The sequence below is a fragment of the Lysinibacillus sp. RC79 genome (assembly GCF_041262405.1).
In the GTDB taxonomy this organism is placed as follows: Bacteria; Bacillota; Bacilli; order Bacillales_A; family Planococcaceae; genus Lysinibacillus.
Map to the genome: position 1 here is coordinate 1 of NZ_JBGCCD010000052.1, position 14401 is coordinate 14401.

At 32.2% G+C, this 14401-nt stretch carries 18 protein-coding genes; 10 read left to right on the forward strand and 8 right to left on the reverse strand.

What is annotated here, in order from left to right; all coding sequences use genetic code 11:
- Positions 1-373 precede the first annotated feature (373 nt).
- From ABH968_RS26995 to ABH968_RS27005, 3 genes are all read left to right on the forward strand, one after another.
- Complete coding sequence (locus ABH968_RS26995) at positions 374-934, forward strand: GNAT family N-acetyltransferase (RefSeq protein WP_370049001.1); 561 nt, start codon at positions 374-376, stop codon at positions 932-934.
- Positions 935-1204: 270 nt separating this feature from the next.
- Positions 1205-1450 (forward strand): hypothetical protein, encoded by a 246-nt coding sequence (locus ABH968_RS27000; RefSeq protein ID WP_370049003.1) that lies wholly within the window; start codon positions 1205-1207, stop codon positions 1448-1450.
- A 126-nt stretch (positions 1451-1576) separates the two neighbouring features.
- The gene (locus ABH968_RS27005) at positions 1577-1861 is read left to right on the forward strand and encodes a hypothetical protein (RefSeq protein WP_370049005.1); all 285 of its coding nucleotides are present in this window, start codon (positions 1577-1579) and stop codon (positions 1859-1861) included.
- A 352-nt stretch (positions 1862-2213) separates the two neighbouring features.
- Here ABH968_RS27005 and ABH968_RS27010 read toward each other — a convergent pair whose 3' ends face one another.
- Positions 2214-3371, reverse strand: a complete 1158-nt coding sequence (locus ABH968_RS27010) for a Ger(x)C family spore germination protein (protein WP_370049007.1) — start codon at positions 3369-3371, stop codon at positions 2214-2216.
- Between the two features lie 268 nt (positions 3372-3639).
- Complete coding sequence (locus ABH968_RS27015; protein WP_370049009.1) at positions 3640-4044, reverse strand: VOC family protein; 405 nt, start codon at positions 4042-4044, stop codon at positions 3640-3642.
- Between the two features lie 147 nt (positions 4045-4191).
- Between ABH968_RS27015 and ABH968_RS27020 the strand changes: the two genes are divergently transcribed.
- The 5 genes from ABH968_RS27020 to ABH968_RS27040 all read left to right on the forward strand — a co-directional run bounded on the left by ABH968_RS27020 (position 4192) and on the right by ABH968_RS27040 (position 7873).
- Positions 4192-4374: a hypothetical protein gene (locus ABH968_RS27020; RefSeq protein WP_370049011.1), complete on the forward strand. Its 183-nt coding sequence runs from the start codon at positions 4192-4194 to the stop codon at positions 4372-4374.
- A 148-nt stretch (positions 4375-4522) separates the two neighbouring features.
- Positions 4523-5170: a pentapeptide repeat-containing protein gene (locus ABH968_RS27025; protein WP_370049013.1), complete on the forward strand. Its 648-nt coding sequence runs from the start codon at positions 4523-4525 to the stop codon at positions 5168-5170.
- A 466-nt stretch (positions 5171-5636) separates the two neighbouring features.
- Complete coding sequence (locus ABH968_RS27030) at positions 5637-6383, forward strand: alpha/beta fold hydrolase (RefSeq protein ID WP_370049014.1); 747 nt, start codon at positions 5637-5639, stop codon at positions 6381-6383.
- Positions 6384-6742: 359 nt separating this feature from the next.
- Positions 6743-6985, forward strand: a complete 243-nt coding sequence (locus tag ABH968_RS27035) for a hypothetical protein (RefSeq protein WP_370049016.1) — start codon at positions 6743-6745, stop codon at positions 6983-6985.
- Positions 6986-7393: 408 nt separating this feature from the next.
- The gene (locus ABH968_RS27040) at positions 7394-7873 is read left to right on the forward strand and encodes a hypothetical protein (protein ID WP_370049018.1); all 480 of its coding nucleotides are present in this window, start codon (positions 7394-7396) and stop codon (positions 7871-7873) included.
- Positions 7874-7988: 115 nt separating this feature from the next.
- On the opposite strand, the gene ABH968_RS27045 is transcribed toward ABH968_RS27040, so the two are convergent.
- Positions 7989-8432 carry a hypothetical protein gene (locus tag ABH968_RS27045; RefSeq protein WP_370049019.1) on the reverse strand — a complete coding sequence of 148 codons (444 nt, stop codon included), beginning with the start codon at positions 8430-8432 and terminating at the stop codon, positions 7989-7991.
- On the reverse strand, positions 8429-8731 hold the full coding sequence (locus tag ABH968_RS27050; RefSeq protein ID WP_370049021.1) for a PadR family transcriptional regulator: 303 nt from the start codon (positions 8729-8731) through the stop codon (positions 8429-8431). The genes ABH968_RS27045 and ABH968_RS27050 overlap by 4 nt, the downstream gene beginning before the upstream one ends.
- A gap of 395 nt (positions 8732-9126) precedes the next feature.
- On the opposite strand from ABH968_RS27050, the gene ABH968_RS27055 reads away from it, so the two are divergent.
- Positions 9127-9894, forward strand: coding sequence for an alpha/beta fold hydrolase (locus ABH968_RS27055; protein WP_370049023.1), 768 nt, complete (start codon positions 9127-9129; stop codon positions 9892-9894).
- A 75-nt stretch (positions 9895-9969) separates the two neighbouring features.
- Complete coding sequence (locus ABH968_RS27060) at positions 9970-10419, forward strand: hypothetical protein (protein ID WP_370049025.1); 450 nt, start codon at positions 9970-9972, stop codon at positions 10417-10419.
- Between the two features lie 162 nt (positions 10420-10581).
- Here ABH968_RS27060 and ABH968_RS27065 read toward each other — a convergent pair whose 3' ends face one another.
- The 4 genes from ABH968_RS27065 to ABH968_RS27080 all read right to left on the reverse strand — a co-directional run.
- A complete protein-coding gene (locus ABH968_RS27065) occupies positions 10582-11172 on the reverse strand; it encodes a hypothetical protein (protein WP_370049026.1) in 591 nt (196 codons plus the stop codon).
- A gap of 212 nt (positions 11173-11384) precedes the next feature.
- Positions 11385-11813 carry a GNAT family N-acetyltransferase gene (locus ABH968_RS27070; protein WP_370049028.1) on the reverse strand — a complete coding sequence of 143 codons (429 nt, stop codon included), beginning with the start codon at positions 11811-11813 and terminating at the stop codon, positions 11385-11387.
- A gap of 883 nt (positions 11814-12696) precedes the next feature.
- Positions 12697-13314 carry a hypothetical protein gene (locus ABH968_RS27075; RefSeq protein WP_370049029.1) on the reverse strand — a complete coding sequence of 206 codons (618 nt, stop codon included), beginning with the start codon at positions 13312-13314 and terminating at the stop codon, positions 12697-12699.
- A 985-nt stretch (positions 13315-14299) separates the two neighbouring features.
- On the reverse strand, positions 14300-14401 hold a 102-nt coding region (locus ABH968_RS27080), incomplete at its 5' end, for a YjcZ family sporulation protein (RefSeq protein ID WP_370049031.1).

Genomic DNA, 14401 nt, shown 5'->3' on the forward strand with positions numbered 1-14401 from the left:
ACTATTAACCACCGCTCGTTTTTTCTTCATTATAAACAAAAATACCCTATAAGATGACCTTTTTGAAAGTGTCTATCTTATAGGGTACATTTTATTTTTGCAGAAACACCTTTTAAAAAAGGAACAATCGTCAGTGTTCCTAGAAGCTTAGAAGGATACACTGGTGATCCCCAAGCAATTCATGTGGAGGATTTACCAAAAAATATTAAAGAGAAATTTATTCAAAGCTAGATTTAAATTTTCAATAATCCTAAAAGAGGGACCATACTCATATCGTATTGAGCAGGTCCCTCTGATATATCAATGTATAACCTGATTTTGCATAATATGGTACTATAAAATAGAAGTTTACTTATCGCAAAGGGGCATGCTTATGAGCACACATTTCACCTTTTCAGATTTCCCTGTATTAGAAACAGAACGTTTTATCTTACGAAAAGCACAGGAAAATGATTGTATTGATCTTTTTGAGCTTTATTCAGATGAAAGTGTTGTGAAATACATACCATTGGAACCTTTTAACTCAGTGGAGGATACAAAAAATGAAATGATTTGGTATGAAAAAATTTTCGAAGATCAGAGTGGCTTAAGATGGGTTATAGAAGAACCTAAAACTAAAAAGGTAATTGGAACATGTGGTTTTTTAAATTATGAAAAAGCCCATAATCGTATAGAAATCGGTTATGATTTAATTTCTTCTTACTGGAGGAAGGGCATAATGAAAGAGACATTACCTACTATCATCCATTTTGCTTTTACAAAGATGGACATTAATAAAATAGAAGCAAAAGTCGATCCTGAAAATAAATCATCCATTAGATTATTGGAAAAATTAAATTTTTATCAAGAAGGAATGTTAAGAGAGCATGAATTTGAAAAAGGAAAGTATGTCGATCTAGTTATTTTTTCTATTTTAAAAAGGGAATATAAGTAATCGATGTTCTCCGTTATATCTAAAAAGATGTTGTTTTTTGCAGAAAATCTCAAGTATGACTTCATACCAAAGGTTAAAATTAGCGCTAGAGGGTAGTTACTCAAGCTAATGGAAATGGAGATCTCGCTTTATGTAAGGACGTTCGCCTTCAGGAAAGCGAGTACCCCCGGAGCGGAAATCAGCGTCTTCTCATTTATGGGAGTGGTTAAAAATGGTTAATTAACTCACCTGATGATAAAATGAAATTGTTATCTAAAGGGGGAGAGAAGAATGGAATTCTTTATTGTTATGATGGGATTAATCATTTTAGTGGCGGTGATTAACATCTTAAAAAAGGCATCGCCAAATACTGATATTTCAAAAAGTCGTTCCAATCATTCGAGTACTCATATTGATTATAGTTCAACAGGTACATTTGTATCCGTAGAGGATTCAAATACACACAATTGTTTGGACAATGTTTCTAGTTACACTGATACATCTAGTTGCAGTGATAGTGGGTCGTCGTCCGATTAAGCTAGTGAAGAACCTGCTAGATATTGTCCCATACAATGCTTAAAGCGCCTTCCACAGTTGGGTAGGAGGCAATCATAATTAATAACACCTAGTCAATTCTATCTGTAGATAAAGGGAGGGTCATTTGTGTTAACTAAAATTAGAAAAGTTAAATTTGAAAAAGAAAGAAAAAACCCTTTGTATAATGTTATTATGGAATGTCCTGAAGGGAAGGAACTATATGTGAAATTTGATTATACCTACGCAACCAATAATTTTTGGCCATTACAAGTAAATTATAATAAAAAAAATTATGGTGCCAAACTTGCATGGTATACGAGAGAAGTCGAAGATATGACTGTTAAAGTGTTTTTAGAAACAATTGCAGATAAGATCAATAAAAAATATAACTTTCAATTAAAAAGAGATTAGTATTCGTAAATGCTATAACGTTTAAACTTATGCATTTCGTATTAATTTAATCGACCTTAAAAAATTTCTATACATATTTCCCCTTACATTTTTGCAATTTGCTTCACCTTGTTATTTTCAAAAATTAACAACATAAAAAGCTGTAGCGTATGACAACGCTACAGCACAGAATTGGTCTTGCCCTTATAATGGCTTAGCCATAATAGCATTATAACACATAGAACGAAAAATCAAAGTTCTAATGAGAATTTATTTCAATGAATTGAATTTATCGCTAGATAGTTGACACAATTGTGTTTTAACTTCTTTCAGCGCGTGTCCAAACATCCGCCGTGAGGAATAATTGATATAACTATTCTTGAATTGTTTCAGCAAATGTTTTTCGACCAGGATTAACTTTATTAACAGTTATATTTATTTTACTAAGTGAATTTTCTGTTAATGGCACCTTGCCATCTTTTTGTATCTTTTTCCATACCTTTACGTTTTTTCGATATAGCTGTTCTGATAAGCGGAAAACATCAACATCTATTTTTAAGCCCTCATCATATGTTTTTGTTATATCTTTTTTAACTTCCTTAATAATACCTTTTCTAATTTGATCGGTGCTAACTTTTCCTTTGAAACCATTGATGATTGCATTAAATTTTATATCAACTTCAAAGGTTACTTCATTGTTTTTTACAATTGGTTTTATCTCAGTACTTAATTTTTCTAAATCGACTGTTAAATATTCTTTTTCTTTATTGTCTAATTTAATGGTTACGTCTCCTCGAGTTTTATTTCTAAACATCCATTGAATACCTCTTGCATTCTCATCATTTAGGTAGCCTTTAAATCCATTCTTAGAAACTACCCCGTAACCTGTTAATGCAGTTTCCGTTGTTGGCTCTTTGGTCGTCTCCCAATTTTTGTTGATTGAAACAAATGGAATATTCACTTCATGACTCGGTTCATTTAAGGCGATAAGTAAGTTTCGTAAATCAACGGGTTCTACATAGGTTTCTATTTCCTCTGTACGCAATGGATTGCTTAGTTTTGAAGCTGCTAACGATTTATTTAACATCGGTGTGACTAAAAGAACATCTTTAATGGGGTCCTTTGTACAATAAGTCAATATTTGATATCTTGTTTCCCGATGACGTAAAAAACTGTCAATAACAGGTATCGAATTCTCATTTTTCAAGGCATCCTCTGAGAAAAGAAGAAAAGTCATATGTCCCCAGAATATTTTTTGATCGATGGAGCGATATAATTTAAAAAAGGCTTCTTCCATCGTTTTACCTTTAGCAAATCCAATTTCTGACGGTGGTGCTGGGGGAGTAGGCGCTTCAGATTTAGCTACATTAGCAAAATTGATGATTTGCATATATATTTCATATTGACCATCTTTATAATCGATCCCAATTCCGTCAATATAGTACATTCTTTGTGGTTCAGTAACATCCCAACATCCAGAAAGCAATAGTACAGCTGTTAAACTTACGATTAACATAATTTTTTTCTTCATTTTTTGATCCCTACTTTTAGAAATTCTGTTTAATTTTGTGGAATAAAGGGGTTTTGTATATAGCTTGGACAAAAAATGAGAGGATTATAAGTAGTGAAAATCTTAGGATAGCTACATTTAGCGAATTTAAACAAAAGACCAGGACTCATCTTTATAATGAGACCTGGTGTATTTATGAAAAATAGTTATTAATTTAATCCCACAATAATGGGCACTCAAAATTTAGGGAAAGCAAAGAGGGATGAAGAAAATCCATCCCCTGATCACTTTAAATTCCTTTATTATCGCGAAATTCTATAATGGATCCTTCAGGTGCTTTTAATTTACAAAGCTGGCCATTTTCAACTTTATAAATAATTTCATCATTTTTACGAATAAAATTAACATTCATATCCTTCAATCGTTCTACTTCTTGACTAAGATTATCAACCCATAAACAAAAGTGGACAATGCCTTGAGCATTTGAATTACATGCATCAAGATCTTCATGATATTTCCCAGTTTGGAGTTCAATATAAAAGGCTCCGAGCTTTAGCCAAGTATTAAAATGTCTATCGTGGAAATTTGGTGACTCCTGTACTAGTTCAAATCCTAATACTTCTATGTAAAAATTTAAAGACTCAGCGTATGTATTCGTTTGTATGCAAATGTGATGCACATATTTTTCAGCCATAATTAATTCTCCTTTTCAATTCGCTAGGTTGAACTGGTATTTCCTAAATGATACCAAAATAGCTAATTACAAAGGAAATAGCGTATCATTTAGATTATATTCTTACAAGTATAATTTACGCCAAAATGGATAATTTATATATCGGAGGTGATAATTTTGACAAACGAAAAGCGCAATAAAAGTGCAGAAAACCAAGTAGAATTTGGATCAGATTTAAGCCCTGACGATTTAGATGTGCGTGAAGAAAATGATCTAACAAAAGAACAAATGAACAATTCAAATAATGAAAAACAACACAACGAAAACACTTCCTTAAAACGTAATAAATAATAAGGAAGACGTATAAAATTTCCTACCACAATCTTTGGGTTGTGGTAATTTGAATTTATTCATTTACATATGAAAGATAATAGGATTTTAATGTAAACTATATATAAAGAATTAAACAGCGCAATAAAAGTGAGAAAGGATAAATAGAATGACTACAAAATTTAAAATTGAACTCCCACTTATACCAAATGATTTGGCTATAGGAACTTTTGAAGATATTTTTTATGATGAAGAACCTTATCTATCGAATCAACTAATTACGAATACAAGTAGAGAGAATGATAGTATTGAACGTTTATTTTTATCTAAAGTTATGTTTCAAAAAGTATCTTTGATTAACTCGAATTTCTACAAAATTGACATGACTGATGTAATCTTTGAAAACTGTGACTTATCTAACTCAAAATTTAATGAAGGTATTATACATCGAGTTACATTTAAAAACTGTAAACTGTTAGGTGTTGATTTCTCAGAGGCCCATTTAGGGAACGTTTCTTTTGAAGGTTGTATCATGAATTTATGTAATTTTGGAGTAGCGAGATTAAAACAGATTTGTTTTGAGCAGTCATCATTACGTGGTACAAGCTATTACGACTGCCAATTTAAGAAAGTGAAATTTGAACACTGTAATATTGATGAAGTTGATTTTAGCGATACACCTCTAAATAATGTGGATATCAGTACATGCACATTTGAACGATTAAATGTAACATTAAAAAATTTAAGTGGCTGTGTGATTTCCACTGAACAAGCAATTGGCTTTGCTGAATTACTAGGTTTAAAGGTTAAACGATAAAATTGACCGGGTACTCAATTAAAATTGAGATTGGCTTTTTTTCATAAGATTAATCTGAGTTTGTCGTATCGGAGTTTTTAAGGACAACATGATTCCTAGTGAATTTCAGAGCCACCATAGCGCGGAAAAGCGAAGATTAAAAGAGCGATGTTATCATCGCTCTTGAAAAGTAAATTTCTACTCAAACTATCTTAGGTAGGAAATTTTATTGATAGGGAAGTGAGGGGTAGCTGATTTTTATATATCTGGATACCGAGATAGATAATTTATATTATTCAGAATATATGGTATAATTAAGTGGGAAATTAATTGATGAGATGAAGAATTATATTTGTCAGACATGTGGAGGCCTATATATCTTCTGGAAAAGAATAAACGCTTAATTTTACCGTATTTTTATTTTGAAAAAGTTTTATTAATTCTATAGGGGTCTATATTAAAATCTTGATAAAAAGGGGGATTAAATATGACTGAATTTATTGAAAATAAAACAGGGAAAAAATTAGATATAGGTGGCATTGAACTATACTGTGAATTGTTAGGGGAGCATCACGATGGTCCGACACTTGTTTTCGAATCAGGGTATGGAGTTCCTTTAGAAAACTGGAATTCGATTAGAAATGAAGTGTCAAAGTTCTCAAAGATGTTTGTTTATGACAGAGCAGGAATCGGAAAAAGTGAAATGGATGACAGACCTCGACATAGTAAACAAAGTGTCGATAACTTACGTATATTACTTAAAAAAGCAGGTGTAAAGCCTCCGTATGTATTAGTAGGTCACTCAATAGGAGGATTAAATGTAAGATTATTTGCAAGTAAATATCCAGAGGAAGTCGCAGGAGTAGTACTCTTAGATTCATCTCATGAGGATCAAAATAAAATATTACCTCCCTTATTTACAAAAGAAGTTCAGGAAGCGTATTATAATCAATTTACTATAGAAGGATCTCTTAATGAGATTGAAGAAAGCTTTGAGCAAGTTCGTACTTCTAAATCTTTTGGAAATATACCATTGATTGTCGTTACAGGAGATCTGCAGCCTTTTCACACAAAGGAATCAATGGCTGCTTGGATGAGACTTCAGGAAGAGCTTGCAAACTTGTCAACAAATAAGCAACATATTGTCGTTGAAGATGCTGGGCATGCGATACATATTGATAAGCCAGAAGTTGTTATTGATACAATAAGAGATCTTTTAAGTATTGTAGTATAGAATGATAATAGATAATGCTTTTCTTTGTGCTACCCTGCCACTGGAATAGCGAAATCAGTGTGAAAGAAATCCTGATGTTTCATTGGGATCTCAACCAGACGCTGAAAGTAAATATATTCAATTAGACAAGAAGTAATCAGTAGAACTATTTGAATACTTACTGGCGGAAAATGATCTGGCCTCGAGTTAGAGGCCTTTTATTATGCACTTTGAACTAGAACCATTGATAATAACACCATACAAGGATACAGAGGTGTTACAGAATAATTTCAAAACAAACCGTCCTTGACGTTAAATATAATATTGTGAAACTTATTTATACTAAAGCCGTAGTATTAAGTAAGAGAGGAGGGATTAACTTGAAAAAATACTTATTATTTGCAGGAAGTTTCACGTTAGCATTTGTAGTATTGCAAGTACTGTCAGGCATGCTATTAACGATGTTTTTTACGCCTAGCATACGATGGGAAGAGGCTTCGACGTTATCATCACAAGTAGTATTTGGTAATACAAGCTTCATTCTGCCACTGGCTATATCTTTAATAGCGTTAGTAATTGCTTTTGGTAGTACCAAGCTAATCAATAAAAAGGTTGTTCACTAATAAAAAGGAAGGGATGTATTCCCTTCCTTTTTGAATGAAATAATGCAAGTCCAGAATTGATTATATTTATAAAACAACTAAGTGGCCTATAAAGATTGAGCTTTTCACATATCAGTGAAGGGTTTTTTTAGGCGTTGTACAAGCTATCGAGGTGGTCAACAGTACTAGTTACAGGTGTATTTTGATTACAAAAAAATTGGCGTGGTGTAATGTCGTGATAACTTTGCATTAGATAATAATGAATTTAGAATTCGCTCATTTTGTTGGACAATTGCTTAAAATGAAACAAAACCCAATATTCTAATAAGAAAATAGTGTATTGTTGCAATAAATATAGTATAACATTCTATATTTTTAACAAAATTAAGTTGCCTTTATTAGGATAAAGGGCTGAAGGAAGGTATTATATTGTTATATTTAGGATTGATCATGATTGCTTGTTTATTTTTATATTTACAAAGAGCATCATTTTCATTGATGGCTGCTTCAAAGTTGCATTTACCGATTAAAAGAATGGATATGTTAATTGTGATTGCTCCATTTATTTCGTTAGTAGTGTTTTCTATTCTTTTTTTAACTGTACTGAAGGGACAATTAGCTGATAGAATATCTCATGCTTTAATAGTTTTTAGCCTTTGGATTTTTTTCACCTATTTCATTAAAACTCTATTTGGTTATTGGAAAAATAAAAATATATTATTAGTTTCTATAGTTGGCATACCTTTGACGCTATATTTTATTATCCAATTGACTCCGTTAGACAATTATACAAAGATCGTTTTTCTGAAAATAGGAAATTTCTCATTTATCGTAGGTCTAGTATTAATCGTTTTATTTTATTCGAATTATTTACATAAAAGGAAGTTAGAATTGGCGAAGGTTCATTAAAGTATGGGGCGATTTTTATTTATTCGCCATTAGATAAATAGAAGCGTATTCGGAAAGGTCGAATACGCTTTATTAATTATAATTAGTTTTATGTTAAAGAATTTTTATACGATAGTTAATTAGTTAGTACTAGAAATGTAATAAAACTCAAACCATATATGCCCATAAATCCGAGACTCATTTTCGATAATTTAGTGCTGATTGAAAAAGCCTTTTGTAATCCTTCTTTAAAAAGATGCACAATGAAAATAGATACTGCTAAGAAAAATGATACCATTGCAATGATTAACGCAATTTGTTCCATGAAAATAACCTCCTGTGATGATCTATATTGTAGAATAATAAGTATATTAATCAAACCGACAAGCAATAATACATTGCTCATTCGAATGCCAAAAACTTCTCGTTCATTTATTTCGATTTTCCAAGCATCAACTATACCTCTGAGTAAATCAATCGTCATAAAGAATGTCCAATCTTTTTGTTCTAATAGATCAGATATTTCATCGCCATATCGTTTTCTCCAACTTTTTGGATACAAATAAATTAACCACTTCATATAAGCCCAAGCCTTTTTGCGCCAAGTGTAGTTATTGCTTGGATTTCTTTAATTTGGTTGCTTAAATATTCACGTCCGGCATCTGTTAGCCTGTAAGGTTTTTTGCGATCATCTGATTCAAGCACTTGAATATAGCCTGCATTTTCTAAACGTGTAATTGCTCCATATAAAGTTCCAGCACCTAATTTAATACTATAATTCTTTTCAATATCCTCCATGATTGCATAGCCATGACAATCTTTTTCTGCAAGACTAATCAAAATAAACAGCGAAGGCTCTGAAAATCTATCCTTTTTCATACAATACCTCCTTTTAAAAATTTATTACGTTTGGCGATATAACGTATAACGTAATAATAACTGTTATTTCCAATTCGTGCAATAATAAGCTATTTAAAAGAGAGAAAAGGCCTAGCCTTTTTGCCATTAACTTTTCCTTGTCAAAACACAAACATTACTGTTTCGTGTTATTACCCTAATCATAGAAGGAACAGGTATTTAATTTTCTGCAAGACTTAAGGGTTAAAGCATTACCCGAAATTAAGCATAGTGGCATTAATTATACGTGATAAGGAATAGGAGTTGAAAATTATGATGTTCATGACTCTAACAGGAGTTTGGAAAGATGATAGATCATTTAATTATTATGGAAATATAAGTAATATAAAGCTTATAATTAGAATAGGTGATTAAACGTGAATAAACAAAATAAAAAGATAATCAATATCGATGATAATCGCGGTCTGTATACGAAATTTCAACGTGACAGTGCTCCGAGTGTAATCTTTATAGCTGGATTAGGCGATAACTTTGAGACATGGAAAAAAGTCCAAGACCGAATATCGTATGTAACGTCAACCTTGTCCTACACGAGGGCGGGTATTGGTAGGAGTTCAGTCGCAGCTGTCCCGCAGACTTGTCATGATTTGGTCGAGGAGCTCTCTGACTTGTTGCAAGAACTTGACGTAAAGAAGCCATATATACTAGTAGGGCATTCTTTTGGTGGTTTGATTGCAAGATTGTATGCCAGTCTCAATCCACTAGATATTTGTGGCATGATTTTGGTTGACGCTGCACCGGAATTTAAAGAACTTGCTTATGAACAGGTTTTACCGGAAAATCTGGTTGCAGGAAATAGAGAATATTTAGAAAACCCTTCGTTGAATAGTGAAAATATTGATAAAATGCAGAGCTATAAGCAAATTGTTGATCATTCAAGACAAACTGACATCCCCCTCACAATTATTACAAGAGGTTTACCTGATAGTGGAGAAGAGGGATGGCCGTCGCAAAAGATATTGGAAATTGAACAAAACCTTCAAGCAGAATTTAAAAAGATGTCAACGTCAAGCAAGTTTCGGATTGCTAGTCATAGTGGACATTATATACATCATGATGAGCCAGAGATAGTGATTGAGGAGATTATACTTATGTTAAAGGAAATCGAAAAATCACTTAATTGAAAAAAGATGAGTGATCTTCTTCTTTAGGATCTTTTGATGAAACAAAGCAATCAAAAAAGCAACGGGGGAATCTCATTGAAATTTAAATTATTATCTTCTTGTATCTTCATTTTAGTATTATTAGCAGGTTGCGATAGTGAAAAGGAGTTCACTATAAATGCTATACAAAAAGTTAAGCTAGAGTTAATTGAAAAGGAAACTCTAAAAGAAGGAATATCATATTCCATAAAATTGATAAATGATAGTGATTACGTGATAAAGCAAAATAATGTTTTTGTTTCCTTCATGATAAAGGAAGGGGAAAATGCTTATAAAGGTAATGAATATAAGGTTGAAGCTAGGGGAAACAAATTAGATATTCAACCAGGGGAAAAGGTTATATTAAATGTTTTCATGCCGTTTGAAGGTATGGGTGATAAATCTTTGTTAGGAATTGATAATCCTAGCATTCAATTAAATGGTTATATGGAAACCGTCGATGATAAACATCATTTTAGTACTGGAGGGGCCTTAATCAAAGATTGAAGAGCGAAAGGGTGATAGCATTATTTTTTATTTTAAATGCAAATTTGAAAACTTTATTATTTCTGCTCTAATTTAATATCACTCAGTTTGAATGCACTCCAACAGTTTGGCCAAAATCTAACGATTGGGGTGCATTTCAATTTGAGTAACTTCCGCAAAAAATTATTCTAATCTCATTTGTGTTTTGTTCATTAACTTACCATCTTGAAAGGTAATAGATGCACTAGTATACGATGTTTTCCCAGCATAAGTATACATTTTGAGATCACCTGATTCAGTAATTAACTCTCCTTCTCCACCAAGAATTTCAAATACTTGAGCTTCTGACATATCATTTTCAAGTTTATTAAATTGTTCCATTGTTATTTTTACATTAGAAGAACTCATACCCATTTGAGTTTTCTTTATTAATTTACCACCTTTGAACATCATATTAACAGCTGTGAGAGATCCATCTGTTTCAAAATCGTACAAAATAGTATGATTTGGTTCACCCGCTGTACCAATTTCAGAAATCATTTTTCCTTCTGAACCAACAATTTTAATAACTTCCTCATAAGTCATACCTTCAATGATTTGTCTGAATTTTTCTGCGGTTAATTTGTTAGTTGCAACTTTTTCTTTAGTAGCTGATGCAATTGTTTCTTGCTTTGGATATTCATTAACAGGTTTATCTTCCTTAGTGGCATTTTCATCACAACCAGCTAATCCCAAACTAATTACTAGTGCAGCGCTAAAAATTAATTTTTTCATTTCTATAATCTCCTCCTCTATATTTCCATTTTAGGGAATTAGAAGAGGGGAGTGCAAACAAAAAATAGATAATGGTGATTAGTTATCTTATTATCCAAGGGCCTATGCGCTCGATAAATTAGTTGAGTTAGTCTTTGTTTATCTTGGACATGCTGCTACACAATATATATTATATCGACTAGATCAATTGCTGTCTGGGTCTTTACAACACTTTAACTTTCATTAGAGGAAGATGACGGTCTGGAAACACAGTAGATGGAGTAGAGCCAATGGTCTTTGCTCCCATTTTTTAAATAAAAGCCTTCTGCGTTAGGTTCACTATCAAGAGTAAATTCGCTTACTCCTAACTCCTTTGCTTTATTCAATAAATGGTCCCATATCATTCTCCCAAATCCTTTACCGATATAATCAGGGTCTATGAATAATGCATCTAATTTCCGTTCATTAATAGTAAAGCTATAAAATGCTACTATCTTGTTGTCACTCTCCATTACGTAAACTGGATTTTCTTCTATGTACTCTTTTGTTACAGTTAAATCAGCTTTACATTGTTGTAGAAAAACTTCTGTATATCCCCAGTAGGCTTTTGACTTATAGGCTAAATTGCTTAATAGATGACAATCTGAACTTCTAATTAACATTATTATTCCGCCGATAAATCATTTTATGAAAATATGAACCTAAATCCTATTTTATTCATTTATTACCGAAATATCAAAGTTAGAAATATTGAAAGTAAAGTGACTTATGGGCGACTACTGAGCATTGGGAAAGAGCTTGAGCAAATTAGTAATAAGCGTAGGTGGGCGAAGTGAAAATTTGAAACAAAATGTGCAATAGCATTAAAAAAGCGTTGCAATAAAGCAAACGCTAAGTTCTTGCAATTCTAGATAACTTTACTACACTAAAAACAAAGCCAATCATTCCAGTAATAAAGAAAATATATGCTACTAGTATTGACATAGCTTCTATGTTGTTAGTAAAGATTCTATATCCTCCTACTGAACATAATGCCAAACCAACAACCGAGTCAATTATTGTTCTACTCTTGTCAGTCAAAAAAATCACCCCTAAATAATGAGATTAAAAATATGTTAACACAAAATGAATTGTTAGTTAACTTATTTCCAGAGGTTTTTCTTTGAAGAATGTTTTGAAAACAAAGATTCTTAATGAAATATGAGAAATGGAGAGTAAAAATGACTTACTAAGTACCTTTTAAAACTGCAACAGATGATAAAAAGTAACTGCACAATATGAGGAAAGAAACTATAAAAAGGGTCACTTGGGATAGGAGTGACCCTTAGTAACAAAATTCGGAGGTGTAAGGCTAAATTAGCTTTACATTACTATTAATATGTCGTGATTGCTTTGTTTGTATAGTTTATAGCCTGAGAAATAGATTTTATAAAAAGCCGCAGGGTTAGGTGGAACGCACAGACACACCAATTCGATTTAGAGCTAAAAAATATCTACTTGGAAGGTAGGGGGCACATGCGTGTGTACAAAGGGGCTCGAATTTGATTAAATTTTGTTCCAGATGACCATAAATTGTGCTGCTTCAGATTCAAGTGCAATTAGATGATCTTCAGTAGAGGGTTCATCTGAAATCAATCTACCTTTTTGGACGTTTAAAATTGCCGGTTTTATATCAGGAGAATGCTCAATGGTGAAATCAGATTGATTTAATAGTGTCAAAGATGAGCGGCATTTGTTTTTATCAATTCGTTCGTCCTTGCCTTTGAAATATAACTTGATTAAGTGTGGAACTCCGTCAATCTTTAATCCAAGTTCTGGTGATGAACGAACAGTTATATATTCGCTATACCAATTGGATTTGCCTGGTTCAAACCATTCTATTTCTTTATTTTTAATAAATTTCAAATGTGCTTTGACTGCTTCAAGATAATTTTTTTGTTTAGCTTGAGAAACTTTTTTAGCAAGAGAAAGCAGGTAATCGTTACTAAATTCGTTTTCATGGAATTTTCGGATACCATCACGTAAAGGTTTCCAGTAATCAAAAGCAGGATTGTATTCATCTTGATATTTTATTTGTCTAACCATTGAGGTTTTTCCAGTAACGCCTTTGAAAGTAAAATCTGTAAATTGTGTAAGACCGATAGATACTTTTTTTGAAGACACTAATAACAACTCCTTTATTTGTGAATATCCCATAAAATACCTTAGATAATATTCAGGAGGTTTTAGCATGAAACAATTACAAATATTCGTCCATGAAAACGGTCGTGTATTAATGACTAATCAAGCATCGTAAGGCAATCTACGAAGCTATCGGAGCAATGGAAACAAATGTGGTTATGGAAAATTACGATGTAGCCATTAAAAGAGCATACGACAGTATTTAAAGTTTAGAAGCACTATAGGTTAGTCAGAAAATTAATTACATGGAAGCGGATAAGGTTATTAATGGCCGGCAACAGTTGGAGGTTATCGTTGCATGAACGCTTGGTATTTGTGGGTAAGTGGTGGTTCAGATGCTAAAACGGTTAGTGAATTTTCTTTATATGCCAGATGATGGCCGAGATCAAAAACATAAAGAAATTTTGTGTAATATGTGAGTTACTCATAATAGCCATTGGTATACCAGTAATTATTGTGTTCTGGTAATTAAAAAGCTGCCTAACAGTTATCTGTTAAACAGCACATGGATATTGTAAATATAAAACAAAAAACAGGGAAAATCAACAAATTTTTTAGACGTTTTTGTATGTAAGTTGCTTTTGTTAAGCAGTGTGCAAATGGCACTTTTTGATTATTAAATAGATTTGAACTGTGAAACAAGGAAACATTCAAGTGATTCTTCATTTGGAAATTGCTCTTTAGAAGAGGTTGGATTGTCATTTACACAAAAATATTGACAGTCCCAATACATTGGAAAATCCTTAAGTTAGATTTTTATCGAACGTTATTATTAATTATCAATCTTTTATATAAATGATTGGACTTTGTTCTAAAGTATTTTATTTGAAATCAACACTAAGTAGCAATGCCATAAATAAAAACCGCAGAATCATCAGTAATTTAATAAAAGTGCTTTACTGAACAATCTGAGAAAAGTAACTATAAAAGGGTCACCAGGCTGGGGGCAACCCTTAAATCGGAAATGTTAATACTCTCTATTCATGAAAGTAGCGCCGATAATAATTAAAAGTATAAATAGAACAACAATTAAGGCAAATGTTGAACCATTACCATTTCCGCCACCATA

Coding starts and splice junctions, on each gene's coding strand:
- ABH968_RS26995 (WP_370049001.1), top strand. CDS start 374: ATGAGCACACATTTCACCTTTTCAGATTTCCCTGTATTAGAAACAGAA.
- ABH968_RS27000 (WP_370049003.1), top strand. CDS start 1,205: ATGGAATTCTTTATTGTTATGATGGGATTAATCATTTTAGTGGCGGTG.
- ABH968_RS27010 (WP_370049007.1), bottom strand. CDS start 3,371: ATGAAGAAAAAAATTATGTTAATCGTAAGTTTAACAGCTGTACTATTG.
- ABH968_RS27015 (WP_370049009.1), bottom strand. CDS start 4,044: ATGGCTGAAAAATATGTGCATCACATTTGCATACAAACGAATACATAC.
- ABH968_RS27025 (WP_370049013.1), top strand. CDS start 4,523: ATGACTACAAAATTTAAAATTGAACTCCCACTTATACCAAATGATTTG.
- ABH968_RS27030 (WP_370049014.1), top strand. CDS start 5,637: ATGACTGAATTTATTGAAAATAAAACAGGGAAAAAATTAGATATAGGT.
- ABH968_RS27045 (WP_370049019.1), bottom strand. CDS start 8,432: ATGAAGTGGTTAATTTATTTGTATCCAAAAAGTTGGAGAAAACGATAT.
- ABH968_RS27050 (WP_370049021.1), bottom strand. CDS start 8,731: ATGAAAAAGGATAGATTTTCAGAGCCTTCGCTGTTTATTTTGATTAGT.
- ABH968_RS27065 (WP_370049026.1), bottom strand. CDS start 11,172: ATGAAAAAATTAATTTTTAGCGCTGCACTAGTAATTAGTTTGGGATTA.
- ABH968_RS27070 (WP_370049028.1), bottom strand. CDS start 11,813: ATGTTAATTAGAAGTTCAGATTGTCATCTATTAAGCAATTTAGCCTAT.